The sequence below is a fragment of the Streptomyces sp. NPDC028711 genome, from assembly GCF_055565415.1.
Genome location: NZ_JBVHUJ010000002.1, coordinates 553,710 through 571,091, shown reverse-complemented (window position 1 = coordinate 571,091; position 17,382 = coordinate 553,710). Strand labels below are relative to the sequence as shown.

Sequence of the window (17,382 nt, the reverse complement as noted above, 5' to 3'; positions counted from 1 at the left end):
GTGATCACCTGGCGCCGCGTCACCGAGGACGACTTTCCCCTGCTCGGGCGGTGGCTTTCCCGGCCGCACGTCGCCCGCTGGTGGAACCACGAGACGGACGCGGCGGCGGTGGCCCGCGACTTCGGCCCGGTCGCGCGGGGCGAGGAGCCCGCGGAGGACTGGATCGCCCTGCTGGACGGCGTACCGGTGGGGCTGGTCCAGCGGTGTCTCTGGGGCGACTATCCGGAGTACCGGGAGGAGCTGGCGCCATTCTTCGACGTCCCCGCGGAAGCGGCCTCGATCGACTATCTGATCGGCGATCCGGCGCTCACCGGCCGAGGCGTCGGCACGCGCGTCATCCGCGCCATGATCGAACGCACCTGGCGCGACCACCCGCGTACCCCCTCGGTCGTCGTCCCGGTGGTGGCCGCGAACCGGGCATCGTGGCGGGCCCTGGAGAGGGCGGGTTTCGTGCGGGTCGCCGAGGGTGACCTGGAGCCGGACAACCCGATCGACGACCGGCTGCACTACGTCTACCGGATCGACCGGCCCACGCCGGTCCGAGGGGAGCCGGCGCCCGGGGACTGAGGGCGCGCATGCCACCCGCCCCAGGTGTCATGCGCCTCCCTCCGCCTCCTCGTCCTCCTCGTCCTCCTCGTCCTCCTCGTCCTCCTCGTCCTCCTCGTCCTCAGGTGTAGGTCACGGTGACGTGCTCGAAGCCGAGGGCCTGGAGCAGCCCTTGGAGCATGGCGGTGGTGTTGCTTTCGGCGCGGGTGGTGAGGTCGCTCTCGCGGGCGGCCTCGCCGATGTGCCGGGCGGCGAGGGTGTGGACGGCGCGTTCGCTCGCGGGGTTGTCGGAGAAGAGGTCGCCGAGCCGGTCGAGGAGGCCCCGCTGCTTCGAGACGGCGTAGGACCGCTCGGGATTCAGCGAGGGTTCGGCGAGCCGCGCGTGCGGCAGCCTGAGCGTGGCGGTGGTGCGCGCGTCGTCGATGGTGACGGCGTCGCGCCCGAGGCCGGCGAGGTCGACGTACGCGCTGACGCTGCCGGTGGCCACGTACAGGGTGCGGGTGCCCCTGATCGCGTCGGGCAGGAACCGGGCGTCCTTCTCCAGGTCCACGACGACCTGATAGGTGCCGAGGGCGCCTTCGTGGCGGTTCATGTCCTGGATGGACTTCAGGACGGCGGGGCCGGAACGGTCATGGGTCTCGGACCCGAACAGATCGCCGAGCCCGGGCAGTTGGAGTAACCGCCCGAGGAGGACCAGCGCCAGGGAGAGTGCGAGGAGTACGGCGACGACGGCGGGCCACTTCCGGACCCGGCGCCCGCGTCGGGCCCTGGCACGCGGGGGTCTGCCCTCTGTGTGGTCGCCTCGGTCGTGTGGGTCGTCGCGGTCATCTCGCATAGGAGTCTGCTGCCCGTCAGGTGCGCGGCCATTCACCGAAGCCCCGAACTACCCCTGGGATGCGCATGGTTGGGGCGGGTGAGGCAACGGTGGACGGGGCCGCCGCCTCGCGCCCGAAGCCGGATTGCCGGGCGGCTGCCCGGGTAGTCGAACCCCTCCGGGAAGGCCTGCGACAGGGGGACGGACATGAGGATGCGAAGACGTGACCGGGGCGGGAACAAGACCTCCGCGGGCGAGGCGGCGAAGGCGGGCAGCGCTGCACAGGACATGCCACCACGGACCGCGCCGCCGAGGACCCCTGGCCCCGGGGAGGAGACCCGACGGCGCGGACCCGGCCGGCTGGTGCGGGGGCTGGTGGCCCTTGTGGCACTCGCGGGCATGGTGGCGTTCGCGATCGCGCTGGCCCGACTCACCCTGAACGCGTCGCCCGCGTCCGCGACCCTCACCCACAGCAACCTCACGCCGGGCAGTTCGATCCGCGCGTACCTTCAGCAGCCGGGGTTCGTCGAAACCGTCAAGCAGCTCGGTGGGAACGTGGCGCTCGGCGTGCCGTTCGGCATCCTCCTGCCGCTCCTGTCGCGCAGGACGCGTGGCCTGCTGCGGGTGAGCCTGCTCACGGTGGTGACGATGCTGGTCGTCGAACTGATCCAGGGAGCCCTGATCACCGGCCGCGCCTTCGACGTCGACGACGTCCTCCTCAACACCGCCGGCGCGCTGCTCGGCTATCTGGTCGCCGGACGGCGCATGGGCCGCGCGGTCCACCCCCGCGCCCGTCGCCGATGGCTGCGACGTACACCCCGCCCGGCCCGCTGAGGCACACGCCGCTCACGGATGTGCGCCCCCACGTCCGTATGGACGCACAGGGCGTCCGTATTGACGCACAGGGCATGACAGGGCGGGGCAGCGCGCCCCTAGGATCGGCGGATGACCTCAACGTCCTCTTCGCCACTCGTACTTCACGGACGTTTCGGCCGGCGTGCGCGGCTGCGAGACGGTGAGCTGCTGCTCGAGTCGCGGCGGGAGCTCCGGCGCATACCGGTGGCGGCGATCGAGCGCGTGGAGGCGCGGGGTCGTGGCGGACGCAGGCTGGCCGTCGTCCTGACGGGGGTGGGCGCGGGGGAGGCGGAGACGTATCTGCTGGGTTCACGCAGCCCGGCCGCGGTGGAGCGCTTCCTCGCCGTGCTGGACGAGGCGCTGCCCGTACGGGACGCGGACGAGTCCCGGGCGCCCGGCGTGCGGCAGGTCGTCGTGGAGCGGCGAGGGGAGCCCGAGAGGTCCTGGTGGGCACGGCTGCGCGAGGTGAAGCCCGGGACCGTGGCAACCGTCGTGTTCTGCCTGGTGATGGCGGCCCTGCTGATCACGGAGACCTGGGGAGGGGTGCTGTACTGGGTGTTCGTCCCCCTCCTCGCGGGCGCCGGCGTCTCCCTCACCGGCCTCGGGTGGACGTCCGCCCGGCAGGGCTGGGTCCTCGTCACCCGGGGAATCACGGTCGACGCGCAGCGGGAGAACTCGGGCTCCGTCGACGCGGGCGATCCCGACGCCCTGTACGTGTACCGGTTCACCGATGCCGACGGGGAGCCGCGCACCTACCGGGGCTCGAACGGCGGCCGTGACGAGGAGGAGATCACGTACGACCCGCGGAACCCGGCCGTCTGCCAACTCCGCCGCCGGACCACGGCCCAACTCCTGGCCGGCACGGCACTCCTCCTCGTCCTCGCCCTCCCCCTCCTGGCCACCGGCACAGCCCTCGGCCTGCTGGCCGTCGCGGACCTGTTCGGCCTCTAGACGAACAGGTCCGGGCCCGCGTCGAGCATGACGTGGCGAAAGAGACCGGACGAAGCAGCGTGGTCGTCACCAGCAAGGCACCTGGCTTGTCACGGCCGCTCACTCAGCAGCTTTTCCGTCATCAGTCTCGCGAGTAGCGGCCCGAGGGGTGCGCAACCGTTGGCGCTCGCCCTGCGGTCCGAACATGATCAGGTACTCGACCGGACCGGTGGGACTGGAGTTCACCACCCCGTGCGGGGTACGGGTGTCGAACTCGGCGACGTCCCCGGGGGTCAGGATGAGGTCTTGGTCGCCGAGTGCGAGCCACAGTCGTCCGTACAGGACGCACAGCCACTCGTAGCCGTTATGGGAGACCTGACGTGGCCGCGTCGGCGCGTCCTCGAGGGCGGGCAGGACGTGCTTGTGGGCGTGCAGGCCGCCGACGTAGCGGGTCAAGGGCAGCACCGCCTTGTCGTCGCCGAAGCTCAGCGGCGCCGTAGCGGGTGGCTTGGCCGCGGGGGCGGGTGCCGTGCCGGCCAGCTCGTCCAGGGAGACGCTGTACTCCTTCGACAGCTGCAGCAGCATCTCCAGGGTGGGCTTGCGTCGGCCGGTCTCGATCCGGGACAGCGCGCTGGTCGCGATACCGGTCGCGCAGCTGACACCGGCGAGGGTCGCCCCGTGACGCTCGCGCGCGGCCCGCAAGCGGGGCCCCATCGCAGCCAGCGTGCCCTCCACGTCGTCGACTGCCACCTCACGCTCCTCGCTCGCCGTGCCGCTCCACCTCTTCGTCCTGCAAGGTTGCCAGAATGGCAAGGCTGATCGCGCCGGACCGGTGCCGCGCCGCATGATCGATGGGCAGCCGCGTTCCCGCGAACCGAGGAGAAGCCATGCAGCCCGAGCCGACCGCCGAGCTCCGCCATCGCTCCGTCAAGGCCCCGGCCGGACGCCTCCACCTGGTCGAGCAGGGCACGGGCCCGATGGTCCTGCTCGTGCACGGCTTCCCCGAGTCCTGGTACTCCTGGCGCCACCAGCTCCCGGCCCTCGCCGCGGCCGGCTACCGGGCGGTGGCGATCGACGTACGTGGCTACGGCCGCTCCTCCAAGCCGGAGGCGACCGAGGCCTACCGGATGCTCGACCTGGTGGAGGACAACGTCGCCGTCGTGCGCGCCCTCCGCGAGGAGAGCGCGGTGATCGTCGGCCACGACTGGGGCTCCAACATCGCCGCCACCTCCGCCCTGCTCCACCCCGAGGTCTTCCGCGCCGTCGGCCTGCTGAGCGTCCCCTACGCGCCGCCCGGCGGCCCCCGCCCCACCGACGTCTTCGGCCGGATCGGCGGCCCCGAGCAGGAGTTCTACGTCTCCTACTTCCAGGAGCCCGGCCGAGCCGAGGCGGAGATCGAGCCCGACGTCAGGGGCTGGCTCGCGGGCTTCTACGCAGCCCTGTCCGCCGACACCATGCCCACCCATGGCGAGCCCGATCCGCACTTCGTCACCCGCGGCGGCGGCCGGCTGCGCGACCGCTTCCCCACAGGGGTTCTCCCGGCCTGGCTGAGCGAGGACGACCTCGACGTCTACGCCGGGGAGTTCGAGCGCACGGGTCTGACCGGCGCACTCAACCGCTACCGCAACATGGACCGCGACTGGGAAGACCTCGCCCCCCCCCACCGCGGAGCCCCGATCAAGCAGCCGTCCCTGTTCGCCGGCGGCGCTCTGGACGCCTCCACCACCTGGATGTCCGACGCCGTCGACGCCTACTCCACCACCCTCCCGGGCCTGTCGGCCTCCCACCTCCTGGACGGCTGCGGCCACTGGATCCAGCAGGAGTGCCCCGACGAGGTCAACCGCCTGCTGACCGGCTGGCTCGCCACCCTGCAGGGCTGAACAGGCACCCCAGGAGCAGCAGTCCGCGTACCGGCTCGGTGCCCGATGCGGCAGCGGCGCCGGAGCCGTGACGCAGGGAGCGCGGGTCGGCCGGCTGGAGCGGCATACCGCGCCCGAGTACCGGCAGCGGTTGTTCACCAGTGTGATGGGGGGGCTTACTTGGATTCGATTCGTCCTACCGGGTCGAGGCCGGTCGCCAGTGCCTCGCATTCGTTCGGCCACGTAGGGGTGCCGGGGTGAAGCTCGGTGCTGAGGTAGGCCGCGGTGAGCCGGGCGAGGGCGGCGACTCTCCCGGGGTTCTCGTCCGTGGTCTCGGCGGCGTCGTATCCGGCGATCCCGCCAAGTCCGTGCTCCGCGTCGAACAGGGTGAGCAGGGTCTTGGGGCCAGGGGCGAGAGTGTAGGGGTCGGCGTGCCAGTCCGGCCCCATGTCTGTGAAGTGCCGGGAATCGTCCTTGTCGCCGGCGACGACCAGCGCGGGTGCAGTCATGGTGGAGAAGTCGACGGCCCCGATGATCGGCCACTGCTCGGCCATGGGCCCGTTGAGGACTTCGCCGCCTCTGCCGGGCGCGGCGAGCAGTACGCCTGTCTTGATCCGGGGCTCGACGAGGTGCACCACGCTGCCGGTATCGGGGTCGTTGAGCCCGGCGCCGAGCAGGAGGGCGGCGGTGAAGCCGCCGAGCGAGTGTCCGACGACGGCGACCTTGGTGGCGTCGATCCGCCCCGCGAGCTGCGGCACGGTGCGCTCTATCACGTCGAGCCGATCGAGGATGTGGGTCATGTCCTCGGCGCGGGAGCGCCAGAAGTCGGGTGCGCCGGGTGCGCCGGCGACCAGGTGGCTCAGTGTCCGGGAGGTGAGGTGGGTGGGCTGAACGACGGCGAATCCGTGAGCGGCCCAGAAGTTGGCGAGCGGCGCGTAGCCGTTGAGCGAGGAGAGGTTGTTCGAGGGACCGTGACCGTGGGAGAGGAGGATGACGGGGAGGCCGGTTCCGGTTGCGGGTGCGGAGACGCGCACCTGGAGGTCCACGGGACGTCCGGGCACGGAGAGTACTACGGGGCTGAAGGACAGGACCGGGACGGGCGCGCCCAAGGCGTCGGTGCTGGTGGCGGTGGGTGAGCTCACGATGTGGGTTCCCTTTCGGTGGCACATGCCGCCCGCCGGCCCCCTGTGACCGGTGACGGACATGGCGGACAGGAGCGTCCCGGTTCGGCTAACCTGAAACGGAACGTTGCTCCGTTTAGCATTCGGAGCGCTGCTCCGTTTTGTCAATCGGTGTGGAAGGAACACGTGATGGCCACCGAGAGCCCGGCAGGGGATTCGCCGTCCCGAGGCAAGCGGGCCGACGCCCAGCGCAACCGGCAGACGGTGCTGACCGCCGCCGCCGAGGTGTTCGTCACCTCCGGCGTCGACGCGCCGATCCGCCAGATCGCGGCACGGGCGGGCGTCGGGATGGCCACGATCTACCGCCACTTCCCGACCCGGGCGGATCTCGTCACAGCCGTCTACCACCACCAGATCGAAGCATGCGCCGAGGCCGGCCCGAACCTGCTGGCCAGTGCAGACTCCCCACTCGAAGCACTGCGCCAGTGGATCGACCTCTTCGTTGACTTCCTGGTCACCAAGCACGGACTCGCCGACGCCCTGCAGTCCGACAACGACCGCTTCGCCGCGCTGCACGCCTACTTCCTCGACCGCCTGCTGCCCGTATGCGCCCAACTGCTCGACGCTGCGGTCGAGGCCGGGGACATCAGGCCCGGTACGCAGCCGTACGAGCTGATGTGCGGCATCGGCAACCTCTGTATCGGACGCGACAACGACCCCCGCTACGACCCCCGACGCCTGATCGCTCTCCTCCTCCTGGGACTCCAGCGACCTCATGCGTCCTGATGCCGACGAGCGACATCGCCACCTCGCCCTCCGCGACTCCCACGCGAGCTGAGCGGCCGCCTCTCAACAGCCGGAGACGCCTGCGGCCAGCAGCACCCCTGAGCTGGTGCTGTCGTTTCTCACGAACATCGAACACGGCATCACAAGGACGCTGCTCAACGTCGTGAACATCCGCTGTCGTGACTCGGGTTCTGGCACAACTTCTGTGGTGTCGAGCCGACTCTCAGTGTCCGAGGCCGGGGCACGCCGGGAACCGGCAGGTCAGCGGCTTGCTCTGAGACAGACACGAGCCGGGTCGGCGTCTTGAGGGGGCTCCGCGATGCGGTCACGAAGTGCGGCTTGATCGATGTACTGGGTTACGGCAGCGAGGACTGGCTGTGGCGCGGAAACCCCACGGGGCGGTCGCGATGGTTGCCGGGGAGGTCAGTCCCAGCGCGCGGTTGTCCTTGCCGTCCCACATGTGGTTGAGCCACCGTTCGTACCACCTGAGGAAGTCCTGTGCGGAGGAGACGTTCGGGGGCCAGAAGCCGTCCGCGTTGCCCGTGACCACACGGCCGGTGAGGGGGCCCGTCACTGCGATCAGGCACAGATCGCTGCAGCCCATCTCGATGATGTGGAGGAACAGGTCACCCTGCAGCGCGTCCGGGTGGTCGACATGAGTGAATCCCCGCGGGCTGCCGTCCGCCGGTTCCCTGTTCATCGTGAGCAGCCTGCACTCCTCCAGCGGAAGGAGACCGTAGAAGGGGCCGGCACCGCTGGCCCCGAGTTCGATGAGAAACGCTCGGTAGGCCGCAGGCAGAACTATGCGGTGCTCCGCCTCGAAGGCGTCGGCTTCCGAGGCGCTGATGCGCGGGCCGAGGCGGAACTGGTGGCCCTCCGCGCACACCGAGTGGCTTCGTTGCACCTGGTACGGGATTTTCGCCAGCTTGGAGCGTATGCGGGTGATGCGGGAGTCCATCGGAGGATCTCTTCTCTCGTCTCCGAAACTCTACCGATCGGTCTGGCAGAGACACATCCAAGCGTCTGGAGAGCCCCTTCCTATGGGCGCAGCCGCCGACGTGGTCGCGGTGGCGGCGATGCTGGTCTCGCCGCAGGCATCGACCGCGACCGCGACGCCGTGATCGTCGGCTTCACCCTGCCCTGGAACTCAGGCGTGGTCGAAGGGCACGTCAACCGGATCAAGATGCTCAAACGCCAGATGTTCGGCCGCGCCGGCCTCGACCTTCTGCGAAAACGCGTCCTACTCGCTGAATGACTCCTCAGCCTCCGCGCGAAGATCGTGAATCGGAAACGTCGTGGGTGAGGGATGTTCCTTGCACGTTCCTCCTTCTCGGTGCAGTTCTTCGGACCGCAGCGCCCAGCCGATGGCCGCGCCCCGACCGCAGAACGATGGATCGAGGTGGAACGTGGTCCGGGTCCCGAAGGGTTTCGGCGCCATGAACTCTTCCCTGGGGCCGGTCGGGTCCATCCCGACGAGCTCCTGGCGATAGCCGTGGCCATCCAGCCACACCTCGATGACCGTGCGGACACTGAGTGCGGCAGCTGCGGAGGGAGCCCATCGCCGCATGTCGAACATGTCGAGCAGGGAACCGAAGAATTCCGGAAGAAGCCTCTCCCGTTCATCGGCACTGGGGCGCTGATCGCTCTCCACCGTGAAGCTGAGATCAGATCCGATCTCGACACTGATCTGTCCATGCCTGCCGTCGCGACGGTGCAGCGCGTCCCAGGCCACCGCTCGCAGGACCTCGGTGGGAAGTTCGGGGCTGTCCTGATCGACCAGGAAATACCCCGCTGGGCGGCGCCGCACGTGCTCCACGAAGTCGACCATCCGAAGCGGCTCGACGGTGAACTTCTCCACTCACCCTCCCTGTCCCTGCATTTCTCAGTCGGCCACAGCCGATCATGACACCCGGCACCAGCAAGCACCACGCTCCCCGCTCATCGATAGCCGTGACGGATTGTCACCAATCACGGAAGGTGAGCCAGAACCGTGACTCGTGAACAAAGCCACCGCGCCGATCACGCGTTCAGCCCCTGCCGACCCCGCACTTCACAGGTCAGTAGCGCCAAAGGGCGTTTCCTTCAAGCGAGTTCGACCCCGCTGCTACCCGCCCATGAGCCCGTTAGGGTGGCCCGGTGACCGATGCGAGCATGGACAGAGTGAACCGCTTCCGGACCGAGGCGGCGTCCCAGGGGCTGCCGTCGGAGGAGGTGGAGGAATGGATACGTGTCGCCCGTCCGGCGGTGTACTTGGCGGAGGGCGATGACGGTCCCCTCGTGGCCCGGATCGGCGGTGACCCCATGCTGCCGCACGGCGTGCCGAGGCCGTCCGATCACTTCGTGGCCTCCGTCGACCTCGCGGCTCTTCCGCCGGGTGCCACCGGCCTCCCGCTCCCCGCTGACGGCCACCTGCTCCTCTTCTCCGGCACCGATGTGCACGGCATCGGGGGGCAGGTGTCCGACGCGGTGCTGTACGTCCCCGCCGGGACCCCGACAACCCGGAGCCCCCTCGAACACAGCTGGCGCGAGCCGTACCGGCCGCGTGAGCTCCGCACGGTCTGGCACCAGCCGAGCGCGCAGATGCCGGAGAGCTTCGCCCTCGACAGATGGGGCGGCTTCCCCGAGGACGAGCAGTTCGAACTCGCCGACGAACTCAGCGACGCCTGGGCACACGTGGGCGGCCACCGTCCTGCCTGGGCCTTGCAGATCGGCGGCCACCCGGTCTCGCCCCAGAACGACCCCGTCCACTACGCCCGAGATCCCGAAGATGCCGGTCCCTCCGCGCAGGACGGTACGGCCCACGGAGAGGGCGCCGACGACTGGGCTCTCCTGGCCACCTGGAGGTGCGGCGACGACGTCACGGAACTGGACTCCGGCGTGGCCCACTGGGTGGTCCGCCGCCGGGACGTGGCGGCCCGGCGCTTCGACAGGGTCCACCGCTACGTCGAAATGGCCTGACCGCGTGGGGCAGGGGCGGCCGGCTCCACGACGCTCATCGGCTGCCTTCCCGCCACGCCCTGGTGAGCGGCACCGGGTCTTCCGGGGCAGTGCCCACGACCGTGGGCAGGCGGGCGGTTCACCGGCCACCGGATCGCGGGGCTGGTCCGGTGGCCCAGAACGCGGGCTTGCCCGCCGCCTCTCATGGCTCGGGTGGAGGGCTCAGCGGAGCAGCAGGTCTCGGATCGCCTCGGTGATCTCGTCGGGCGCCTCCTCGGCCATGAAGTGCCCCGCGCCGGTCAGCCGGTGGTCCAGGTCCGGCGCCCACGCGCGCCAGACCGATGCGGCGTCGTAGCCCAGTCGCGCGCCCCAGTCCTGCTGGACGACCGTCACGGGCATGGCCAGCTGGGAACCCGCGTCCTGGTCCGCCTGGTCGTGTGTGACGTCGATGCCCGCCGAGGCCCGGTAGTCCGCGACGATCGACGGCACGGCCGCGGCGCTGGCCCGCAGGTACGCGGACCGGACCGGTTCCGGCATGGCCGCCGGGTCCCTGGCCCAGGCGTCGAGGAAGGAGCCGAAAAAGGCGTCGGCGCTGTTGGCGATCATCGTCTCCGGCAGGCCCGGCGGCTGCGCCATGAGGAACAGGTGGTAGCCGACCGCCGCCGGGAGACCGTGCAGGACGTTCCACATGTCCAGGGTCGGCACGACGTCGAGAATGCCCACGTGCGAGAGGGTCTCGGGATGGTCCAGGCCTGCCCGGAAGGCGACCAGAGCGCCCCGGTCGTGGCCGACCAGGGCGAAGCGCTCATGGCCGAGGGCCGCCGCCAGGGCGACGACATCGGCGGCCATGGTGCGCTTGGAGTACATCTCAGGGCCGATGGCCACCGGCTTGTCACTGGCGCCGTAGCCGCGCAGGTCGGGACAGATCACCGTGTGCTCGTCGGCGAGCCGCTCGGCTACGTGCCGCCACATCAGGTGGGTCTGCGGAAAGCCGTGCAGCAACACGATCGGGCTGCCGCTGCCGCCGACGGCGGCAGCCAGCTCCACTCCGTCCGCGCCGGGCAGACGGACGTGGTCGAAACCGGGAATGGCGAGCGTCATGAAAGGCCCCTCCTGGGGTCGGCGGACCGAAAGCCTCGGTCCGAGGACTGACGGGATCAGCGTGGGCGACGGCGATCAGCAGCCGATCAGTACGCTTCGACGCCACAGATCCGCGGCACGGAAGATGGAGGCATGCGAATCGACGTACTCGGTGCCGTGCGGGCCCTCCATGACGACGGCACCCCGGTCGGCCTGGGCGGACCCCGCCACCGCGAGGTTCTCGGCCGGCTTGTCGCCGCCGGGGGACGGATGGTCGCCACCGACACCCTCGTGGACGACCTGTGGGCCGAGCCACCGGTGCGCGCCGTGGGTGCGTTGCGTACGTTCGTCGCCGCGCTGCGCCGCGCCATCGAACCCGGCCGGCCACCCCGCACCCCACCGCGCATCCTCGTCACGGAAGGCCCCGGCTACGCGCTGCGCCTGCCGTGCGACACCGTCGACGTCCATCGTTTCGAGGACGCCCTGGCCCGCGCCCGGCATACCCCCGACGCGCTCACCGACTTCGACACGGCCCTCGCGGCTTGGCGTGGCCCCGCCTACGCCGACGTGACCGGCTCCCTGTGGGCCCAGCGCGAACGGGCACGGCTGGAGGAGCTGCGGCTGGAGGGGACGGAACTGCGCGCCCGCCTGCTGCTCGACTCCGGTTCAGGAGCCGAGCTCGTCGCCGAACTGACCGCCCACGTCACCGAACACCCCTGGCGCGAGCCGGCCTGGGGGCTGCTGGCCCGCGCACTGCACCGGGCAGGCCGTCAGGCAGACGCGCTGGCCACCCTCCGCCGCGCCCGCACCATGCTCGCGGACCAGCTCGGGCTCGATCCCGGTGCCGACCTCCGGCGCCTGGAGACGGACATTCTCCACGGAGCTACGACGCTCCAGCCCCCACGTACCCTGTGGACCGCCGGCGCGCGACTCGGGCCGCGCACCACCGTCGAACTGGCCCGCACCCTGGCCCTGGCGGGTGGTGACGCCCTCATCCATTCGCGGCGCGACCGCCTCGCCGCCGTCCAGGCGGCGGAGCGCACCGGAGACATCGCCCTGACCGCCCGCGTCATCGGCGCCTACGACGTGCCCGCCCTGTGGAGCCGGGCCGACGACCCCGCGCAGTCCCGCGCCGTCGTCGCGGCGGCCGAGCGTACACTCACCGCGCTCGGCACCGACGGCCCCGCCGAACTGCGCGCCCGCCTGCTGGCCACCGTCGCGGTCGAGAGCCGCAGCGCCGATCTGTCCGCACCCGAGCGAAGGCGCGCCGGGCAGGCGGCGCGCGAGGCCGAGGCGCTGGCCCGGGAGCTGGGCGATCCAGCCCTGCTGGTGTTCGCCCTCAACGGCGTGTTCCTCCAGTCCTTCACCCGGCCCGGGCTCGCGGCGGCACGGGACATGATCGGCGCCGAGGTCCTCGACCTGGCCGCCCGCCATGAGCTGCCGGGCTTCGTCGTGCTCGGCCGTCTCATCCGCCTGCAGTCCGCCTCAGCTCTCGGCGACCTCGACACCGCGGCCGCACACGCCGAGGCCGCCGAGCAGATCGCCGTCAGCACCGAGGCCTCTCTCGTCCCCGTGCTCACCGGCTGGTTCCGGGCCCGGGCCACGGCCGCCCACAGCACCGAACCGGGCGGGCCGACCGCCGCCGCGGCCGCGGCGCAGTACCGCGCCGCCGAAAACGCCCTCACCGAGACAGCGGGCATGCCCGGGCTGCACCGCGGCCTGTTCGCCCTCGCCCTCCTGGGCCTGCGTCTCCTGCACGACCGTCCCGCGCCCACCGATCCCGCCCTCGACTGGGGGCCGTACCGCCCCTGGACGCGCCCCTTGGTGCTACTCGCCCACAACCGTGACGAAGAGGCCCGTACCGCCCTGGCCATGACGCCCGAACCGCCCCTTGACCACATGCAGGAGGCACTCTGGTGCCTGACCGCCCACGCCGCCGCCCGCCTCGGCCAGAGCCCGGTCGCCGCCCGCGCGGCAACGGCCCTGCGCGCCGCCCGCAGCGAACACGCGGGCGGCGCGAGCGGGATGCTGACCCTGGGGCCGGTGGCGCGGTACCTGGCGGAGGCGGAGGCTTGCGCCAACAAGAAATGACCGACATCGTCCGCCGCAACCTGCGGGAAGCGTCGCTGCCACACCCCTGACTACCTTGTGGTGACCCGTCGCGGCGTCTGGCCGATCGACGTACGCCCCGAGCCGTTGATCAAGGAGTCGGACCGGGAGTCGTTCGCCCCGGGCCGCCGAGGTCGCCGTCGCCTGCGGCCGGCGCTACGCGGTGGCCGCCCGCCGGCGCGAGCACGCCTTCGCAGGGCTGGACGCAAGGGCGTCGCGGCGCCGGCTGAGGTCCGATCCGTTGGGGCTGCGGCCGGTGCTACTCGCCGAGGCAGCGGGTGGGCAGAGGTTTCGCGAGCTCGCGGGGGCGACGGGCTGCGAGCCGGTCGCCCGGGCCCAGTTGCCGCATCTGCTGTGGTCCCGGCAGCCGGGTATCGACCTGGCCGGCCCGCTTCAGGACCGCTCGCTCGTGAGGCCCGCCGAGGAGGCGGGCCGGTGACCGCGGCAGCGGTGCTGGACCTTTCCCCCGGCGCTGGGCTGGTGCCGGACGGGAGGGAGTGGACGGTCGAGCGCCGCGAACCACACCTGGGCCGGGTCCAGTTGGTGAAGGGCGACGGCACCCGCGAGCGGATGACCTTCAGGTTCCTGGCCAACCATCCGCAGTGCCGGCCCTCGTCACGGACGTCGGCGGCGGGGGCCGGCCGGGGCCGCCAACCAACCTGCCCATGTGACAACCATCGTGCTTCGGCTCAACGGCTCCCCACCCCCGCCGACCCGGAGGATCCTCAGTCGAGACAGAACTCGTTTCCCTCGATGTCCTGCATCACGATGCAGGACTCGTTCTCGCCGTCGGCATGCATCGTTCGCACGTGTTTCGCGCCAAGCGCGACCAGTCGTGCGCATTCGGCTTCAAGCGTGGCCAGGCGCTCCTCCCCCACGAGCCCGATACCGGCCCGCACGTCAAGATGCAGCCGGTTCTTGACGACCTTCCCCTCGGGAACGCGCTGGAAGAGCAGGCGCGGGCCCACACCCGAGGGATCACTGCACGCGAAGTAGATCACCTGCTCCTCAGGCGGCAGTGAGCGGTGGTAGTCCTCCCAAGTGGCGAACCCCGCCGGGACCGGAGGTACGACGTACCCCAGCACCTCACACCAGAAGCCGGCGAGACGCGCGGGTTCCGCGCAGTCGAAGGTCACTTGGATCTGCTTGATCGTTGACATCGGCGCACGATAGCAGGGGCCCTGCTCATGCACCCCGGTGGGTGGGCCGGCACGCTGCCGCGAGAACGCCCCTGTCGTCCACTGCTGTGTCGTGCGGTCGCAGGGGTGAACCGAGGTCGATGCCTTTCAAAGGGTTGGACCCAGGAGCCTGGCTTCGACGAGTAACGGCACGACTGGTGGGGCGACCTCCGTTGATGAAGCGCATGACCTCGGGGTCGTTGTCCAGGGCGAGCAGGTGGTCGGTGTCGGCCGTCGTGAACGCACGCAGTACGAGCCGGTCGGTCTCCAGGAAGTCGGACATGCCACGATCCTCATCCCGGGCCGGCCGGGCCCACCACCGGTTTTTCCCTCCTCGCCCCGGGCTGTGCAGCTTTCGACAGGCCGCTCGCGACATCGGCTAAGGGCGCGTCGAGACGGTGACGCAGATGGTGTGGACTACGGGGTAGCTGCCGGCTTGATGCTTCGTACGTGGGCGGCTGCGGCTCAAGGCCGCAGCGGCGTACGCCCCTCCAGTCGGTGGGCACGGTGCGTGACTTCCTTGAGGTCGGCTGTCACGGAGCGCTGTTCGTCGGCCGGCCGCTGCTCCTGGAACGACGTGCGTACGAACAGCAGCGAGGCCCCCGAGAGGAGGTAGGTGACGGCGTCGACTGCGTAGCTGTAGACGGCGCCGAGCGTGGAGTTCTTGGCCAGGCTGATCAGGACACCGAAGAGGGCGGATACGCCGACGCCGGCCGCGGAGTCGGCCACCTCGTTGGGGTCGTTGGCGGAGGCCAGCTGCTCCTCGGGGACCAGCTTCGGCAGGGCGGACAGGTGGGAGACGGCCGAGAAAACGTGTCCGACGCCCTCCAGGAACGCGACCGCTGCCAGATGCGTGATCGTCAGGCTGTCGAAGGCGTTGGCAACCGGGATCGTCGCCAGCGCGGCGAAACGACCGAGGTCAGCGACGATCATGACGCGGCGGCCGCGGTCCTTCGGGTGACGAAGGTGTCATCTGTGTCGAGCACGAGTCCCAGTAGCGGCTCCACGGCCTCCTGCATCTCGGCGACCCCGCCAGGCCGTGCCCGGCATCCGCCCTGTCACGCCAGTCGTCGCTTCGCGCGAGTTCAGCAAGCGTGACGACGACCGAACGCCGCAAGTCGCTGTCCACGTATGCACCAGTCCCCATCCACAATTCGGGTCGAATTACCGTCGAGGCGCCCTCCCTGATGTGCGCTACGCGCTGTGGTCCCCCGTGGACGGTAAAGCGACCAGGCTGAAGGGGTGCTCTCAGCCGTTGAAGAGGTCGACGGTGACGAAGCCCGTAAACGTCACGACAGCGAGCAGTCGTAGAGCGATGAGTCCGTCTGCGGTCAGTCGCACGCCGGGCTTTCGGGTCGCTCTCAGAAGCCAGGTGACCCCGACGGACACGAGGGAGCCGGCTGCGAGGAGGGCCAGATCCCTCTGGCCGCTCGGCTGCCCCGGGGCGCTGTGGTCCAGGTCGTACGACTCCAGCGACATCGCCAGGGCAAGCAGGAGCCAGCACGTCGTCAGGACTGCCGTGACGACGGACTCGACGATCGCGAGCGCGAGGCGGGCTGAGCTGTGCCTGACGTCCGACGTCTCAGGACGGATCTCAGGATGCCGGATGTGCGTGCCGTTCACGGTGGCCAACTCCTCGTTCCTCGTTTGTCGTTCTTCGATTGTCATACTTGCTCTTTCACGAACGGGGGCCCATGGGGAGTCGGCAGTTGCACGGACGTCTCGGAGTGGTGGTCGGGCTGATCCTCACGGTGCTCACCGCCCTGTTTCTGGGCAGGTCTTGGAACGCCTGCGACGTGGGAGTGAACAACACGGCCAACGGCGGTTTCCTCGTCATGCTCTTCATCCCCGGCCTCTGGGCGCTTCTGCTGCTGGTATGGGTTGCAGTGGGAGGCCTCGTGGGCAACCGTCCGCTTCTCCATGCCTGCGCTCTCGCGGTGACGCTTCTCGCCGTCATCTGGTGCGCCGTCTCGATCTTCTGGGACGGAGCCCACACGCCTTCGTGTCCCAGCGGCGTGCCGGCGTGGTGGCCGAGTTTCGTACCGACCCCCGGGGCTGGGAACACCGTCACGTGATCCGGCAGGCAGTCCTAGAGCTCGTAGTCCTGGGCCAGTTGCTCCCAGGGGGTGTCGCGGAGGCCGGCGTCCGCGCTGTCTTCCGTCGGGACCTCTGGAGTCGCCTGGAACCAGACGACGGCGAGTGCCGAGCGGAACAGCACCTGGTCCGCGTCAAGGGCGATCACGCTCGACCGGAAGAGGCCGACGCAGGCCACCGGGGGCAGCACCTCGACAGGGCCGAACGCACCGGCCGTCGCCTCCGGGTACGTGAGGGCAGGCGGAACGAGGTGGACCGGCGTGCCGGGAAAGGCGCGTTCGGCGGCCCGTAGGCGACCCCCGACCGTGAAGTCGTTGACGCGCTTGCACGGATAGCCCTCCAGCATCCCACCGTAGGTCGAGGTCATCCGCAGCTCGGAGAGTTCGATCGAACGGCCGGACGAGAGGACGGTGCGACTCAGTGACATGGCCACACCTTACGGAGCCCCCGAGACCGCCCTCGCTCCGGCGCCGCTCCTCTCACTCCCCGAGGAGGCGGCGGGCCTCCGAGAGGAGGCGCAGGAGTTCGGTGCGCGAGGGGTCGTCGGGAGTGGCCGGGGTGTGCAGGGCCGGTCGGGGTCGCGCGTGGGTGGTGAGGACGTACAGGGCTACGGCGGCCTGGCGGGCGAAGAGGCACAGCAGGTCGAGTTCCGTCAGGCTGAAACGGGCCTGCGGCGTCGGGTCGAGCACCTCGAGAACCCCGAGGACCTGGCCCCCGTGGACGAGAGGCGCGGCCATCAGCGCGTTCGGCACGTAGCCGGTGGACTCCGCGATGTCCCTGTCGAACGACGCGCTGTCGTGGAGGTCGTCGACCACCATCGGCTCCCCCGAGGCGGCGACCCAGCCGGCGATCCCCCGGCCGGCCGGAAACCGCCGGCCGACCAGGAAGTCCTGCCCCTGCCCGGACACCGCCTCGAACACCAGCTCGTCCGCCGCGGCCTCCAGGAGCAGGATGGAACTCGCCTGCGCCCCGAAGATCGCACGCGCGGTGTCCACCACCGACTGCAGGAGTTCCTCCATGGCCGGATCGGGCTGGCGTGCCGCGGACGCGACGGGGGTGATCGTCTGAGCCAT

Annotated in this window: 20 protein-coding genes and 1 pseudogene; 9 read left to right on the top strand and 12 right to left on the bottom strand. The window is 70.5% G+C overall.

The genetic code is table 11. The annotated features are described in order from the left end of the window. Entirely contained in the window at positions 1–567 is a 567-nt protein-coding gene (locus tag ACZ4VK_RS08415; RefSeq protein WP_468349827.1) for a GNAT family N-acetyltransferase, read from the top strand. 100 nt (positions 568–667) lie between these two features. Here the strand turns inward: ACZ4VK_RS08415 and ACZ4VK_RS08410 are convergent, their stop codons facing one another. After that, entirely contained in the window at positions 668–1,381 is a 714-nt protein-coding gene (locus ACZ4VK_RS08410) for a DUF4230 domain-containing protein (RefSeq protein ID WP_468349825.1), read from the bottom strand. A gap of 186 nt (positions 1,382–1,567) precedes the next feature. On the opposite strand from ACZ4VK_RS08410, the gene ACZ4VK_RS08405 reads away from it, so the two are divergent. Next, entirely contained in the window at positions 1,568–2,194 is a 627-nt protein-coding gene (locus ACZ4VK_RS08405; RefSeq protein ID WP_468349823.1) for a VanZ family protein, read from the top strand. A 111-nt stretch (positions 2,195–2,305) separates the two neighbouring features. Beyond that, complete coding sequence (locus ACZ4VK_RS08400) at positions 2,306–3,166, top strand: hypothetical protein (RefSeq protein ID WP_468349821.1); 861 nt, start codon at positions 2,306–2,308, stop codon at positions 3,164–3,166. A 99-nt stretch (positions 3,167–3,265) separates the two neighbouring features. Here the strand turns inward: ACZ4VK_RS08400 and ACZ4VK_RS08395 are convergent, their stop codons facing one another. Then, positions 3,266–3,895, bottom strand: coding sequence for a helix-turn-helix domain-containing protein (locus ACZ4VK_RS08395; RefSeq protein WP_468349819.1), 630 nt, complete (start codon positions 3,893–3,895; stop codon positions 3,266–3,268). Positions 3,896–4,032: 137 nt separating this feature from the next. Here ACZ4VK_RS08395 and ACZ4VK_RS08390 point away from each other — a divergent pair, with 137 nt between their 5' ends. Then, positions 4,033–5,025: an alpha/beta fold hydrolase gene (locus ACZ4VK_RS08390; protein ID WP_468349817.1), complete on the top strand. Its 993-nt coding sequence runs from the start codon at positions 4,033–4,035 to the stop codon at positions 5,023–5,025. Positions 5,026–5,180: 155 nt separating this feature from the next. On the opposite strand, the gene ACZ4VK_RS08385 is transcribed toward ACZ4VK_RS08390, so the two are convergent. Further along, positions 5,181–6,146 (bottom strand): alpha/beta hydrolase family protein, encoded by a 966-nt coding sequence (locus ACZ4VK_RS08385; RefSeq protein WP_468349815.1) that lies wholly within the window; start codon positions 6,144–6,146, stop codon positions 5,181–5,183. A 168-nt stretch (positions 6,147–6,314) separates the two neighbouring features. Here ACZ4VK_RS08385 and ACZ4VK_RS08380 point away from each other — a divergent pair, with 168 nt between their 5' ends. After that, entirely contained in the window at positions 6,315–6,911 is a 597-nt protein-coding gene (locus tag ACZ4VK_RS08380) for a TetR/AcrR family transcriptional regulator (protein WP_468349813.1), read from the top strand. A 325-nt stretch (positions 6,912–7,236) separates the two neighbouring features. Here ACZ4VK_RS08380 and ACZ4VK_RS08375 read toward each other — a convergent pair whose 3' ends face one another. Continuing rightward, positions 7,237–7,869, bottom strand: a complete 633-nt coding sequence (locus tag ACZ4VK_RS08375) for an SMI1/KNR4 family protein (RefSeq protein WP_468349811.1) — start codon at positions 7,867–7,869, stop codon at positions 7,237–7,239. A 159-nt stretch (positions 7,870–8,028) separates the two neighbouring features. Between ACZ4VK_RS08375 and ACZ4VK_RS08370 the strand changes: the two genes are divergently transcribed. Further along, positions 8,029–8,166, top strand: coding sequence for a hypothetical protein (locus ACZ4VK_RS08370; protein ID WP_468350844.1), 138 nt, complete (start codon positions 8,029–8,031; stop codon positions 8,164–8,166). Here the strand turns inward: ACZ4VK_RS08370 and ACZ4VK_RS08365 are convergent. Beyond that, the gene (locus tag ACZ4VK_RS08365; protein WP_468349810.1) at positions 8,152–8,769 is read right to left on the bottom strand and encodes a hypothetical protein; all 618 of its coding nucleotides are present in this window, start codon (positions 8,767–8,769) and stop codon (positions 8,152–8,154) included. The genes ACZ4VK_RS08370 and ACZ4VK_RS08365 overlap by 15 nt on opposite strands. A 278-nt stretch (positions 8,770–9,047) precedes the next feature. On the opposite strand from ACZ4VK_RS08365, the gene ACZ4VK_RS08360 reads away from it, so the two are divergent. Continuing rightward, on the top strand, positions 9,048–9,869 hold the full coding sequence (locus tag ACZ4VK_RS08360) for a DUF1963 domain-containing protein (RefSeq protein WP_468349808.1): 822 nt from the start codon (positions 9,048–9,050) through the stop codon (positions 9,867–9,869). Positions 9,870–10,070: 201 nt separating this feature from the next. Here the strand turns inward: ACZ4VK_RS08360 and ACZ4VK_RS08355 are convergent, their stop codons facing one another. Further along, on the bottom strand, positions 10,071–10,949 hold the full coding sequence (locus ACZ4VK_RS08355; protein WP_468349806.1) for an alpha/beta fold hydrolase: 879 nt from the start codon (positions 10,947–10,949) through the stop codon (positions 10,071–10,073). Positions 10,950–11,081: 132 nt separating this feature from the next. Between ACZ4VK_RS08355 and ACZ4VK_RS08350 the strand changes: the two genes are divergently transcribed. Then, positions 11,082–13,019 (top strand): AfsR/SARP family transcriptional regulator, encoded by a 1,938-nt coding sequence (locus tag ACZ4VK_RS08350; protein ID WP_468349804.1) that lies wholly within the window; start codon positions 11,082–11,084, stop codon positions 13,017–13,019. A gap of 743 nt (positions 13,020–13,762) precedes the next feature. Here the strand turns inward: ACZ4VK_RS08350 and ACZ4VK_RS08345 are convergent. The 4 genes and pseudogenes from ACZ4VK_RS08345 to ACZ4VK_RS08330 all read right to left on the bottom strand — a co-directional run bounded on the left by ACZ4VK_RS08345 (position 13,763) and on the right by ACZ4VK_RS08330 (position 15,838). Continuing rightward, positions 13,763–14,197, bottom strand: a complete 435-nt coding sequence (locus ACZ4VK_RS08345; RefSeq protein WP_468349802.1) for a VOC family protein — start codon at positions 14,195–14,197, stop codon at positions 13,763–13,765. Positions 14,198–14,339: 142 nt separating this feature from the next. Next, positions 14,340–14,498: pseudogene (locus ACZ4VK_RS08340) on the bottom strand (GNAT family N-acetyltransferase); the annotation flags it as partial. A gap of 182 nt (positions 14,499–14,680) precedes the next feature. Next, complete coding sequence (locus tag ACZ4VK_RS08335) at positions 14,681–15,148, bottom strand: MFS transporter (protein ID WP_468349800.1); 468 nt, start codon at positions 15,146–15,148, stop codon at positions 14,681–14,683. A 315-nt stretch (positions 15,149–15,463) separates the two neighbouring features. Next, the gene (locus tag ACZ4VK_RS08330; RefSeq protein ID WP_468349798.1) at positions 15,464–15,838 is read right to left on the bottom strand and encodes a hypothetical protein; all 375 of its coding nucleotides are present in this window, start codon (positions 15,836–15,838) and stop codon (positions 15,464–15,466) included. A 104-nt stretch (positions 15,839–15,942) separates the two neighbouring features. Here ACZ4VK_RS08330 and ACZ4VK_RS08325 point away from each other — a divergent pair, with 104 nt between their 5' ends. Next, complete coding sequence (locus ACZ4VK_RS08325; RefSeq protein ID WP_468349796.1) at positions 15,943–16,290, top strand: hypothetical protein; 348 nt, start codon at positions 15,943–15,945, stop codon at positions 16,288–16,290. Between the two features lie 14 nt (positions 16,291–16,304). On the opposite strand, the gene ACZ4VK_RS08320 is transcribed toward ACZ4VK_RS08325, so the two are convergent. After that, on the bottom strand, positions 16,305–16,736 hold the full coding sequence (locus tag ACZ4VK_RS08320) for a hypothetical protein (RefSeq protein WP_468349794.1): 432 nt from the start codon (positions 16,734–16,736) through the stop codon (positions 16,305–16,307). A gap of 52 nt (positions 16,737–16,788) precedes the next feature. Beyond that, positions 16,789–17,382: a GAF domain-containing protein gene (locus ACZ4VK_RS08315; protein ID WP_468349792.1), complete on the bottom strand. Its 594-nt coding sequence runs from the start codon at positions 17,380–17,382 to the stop codon at positions 16,789–16,791.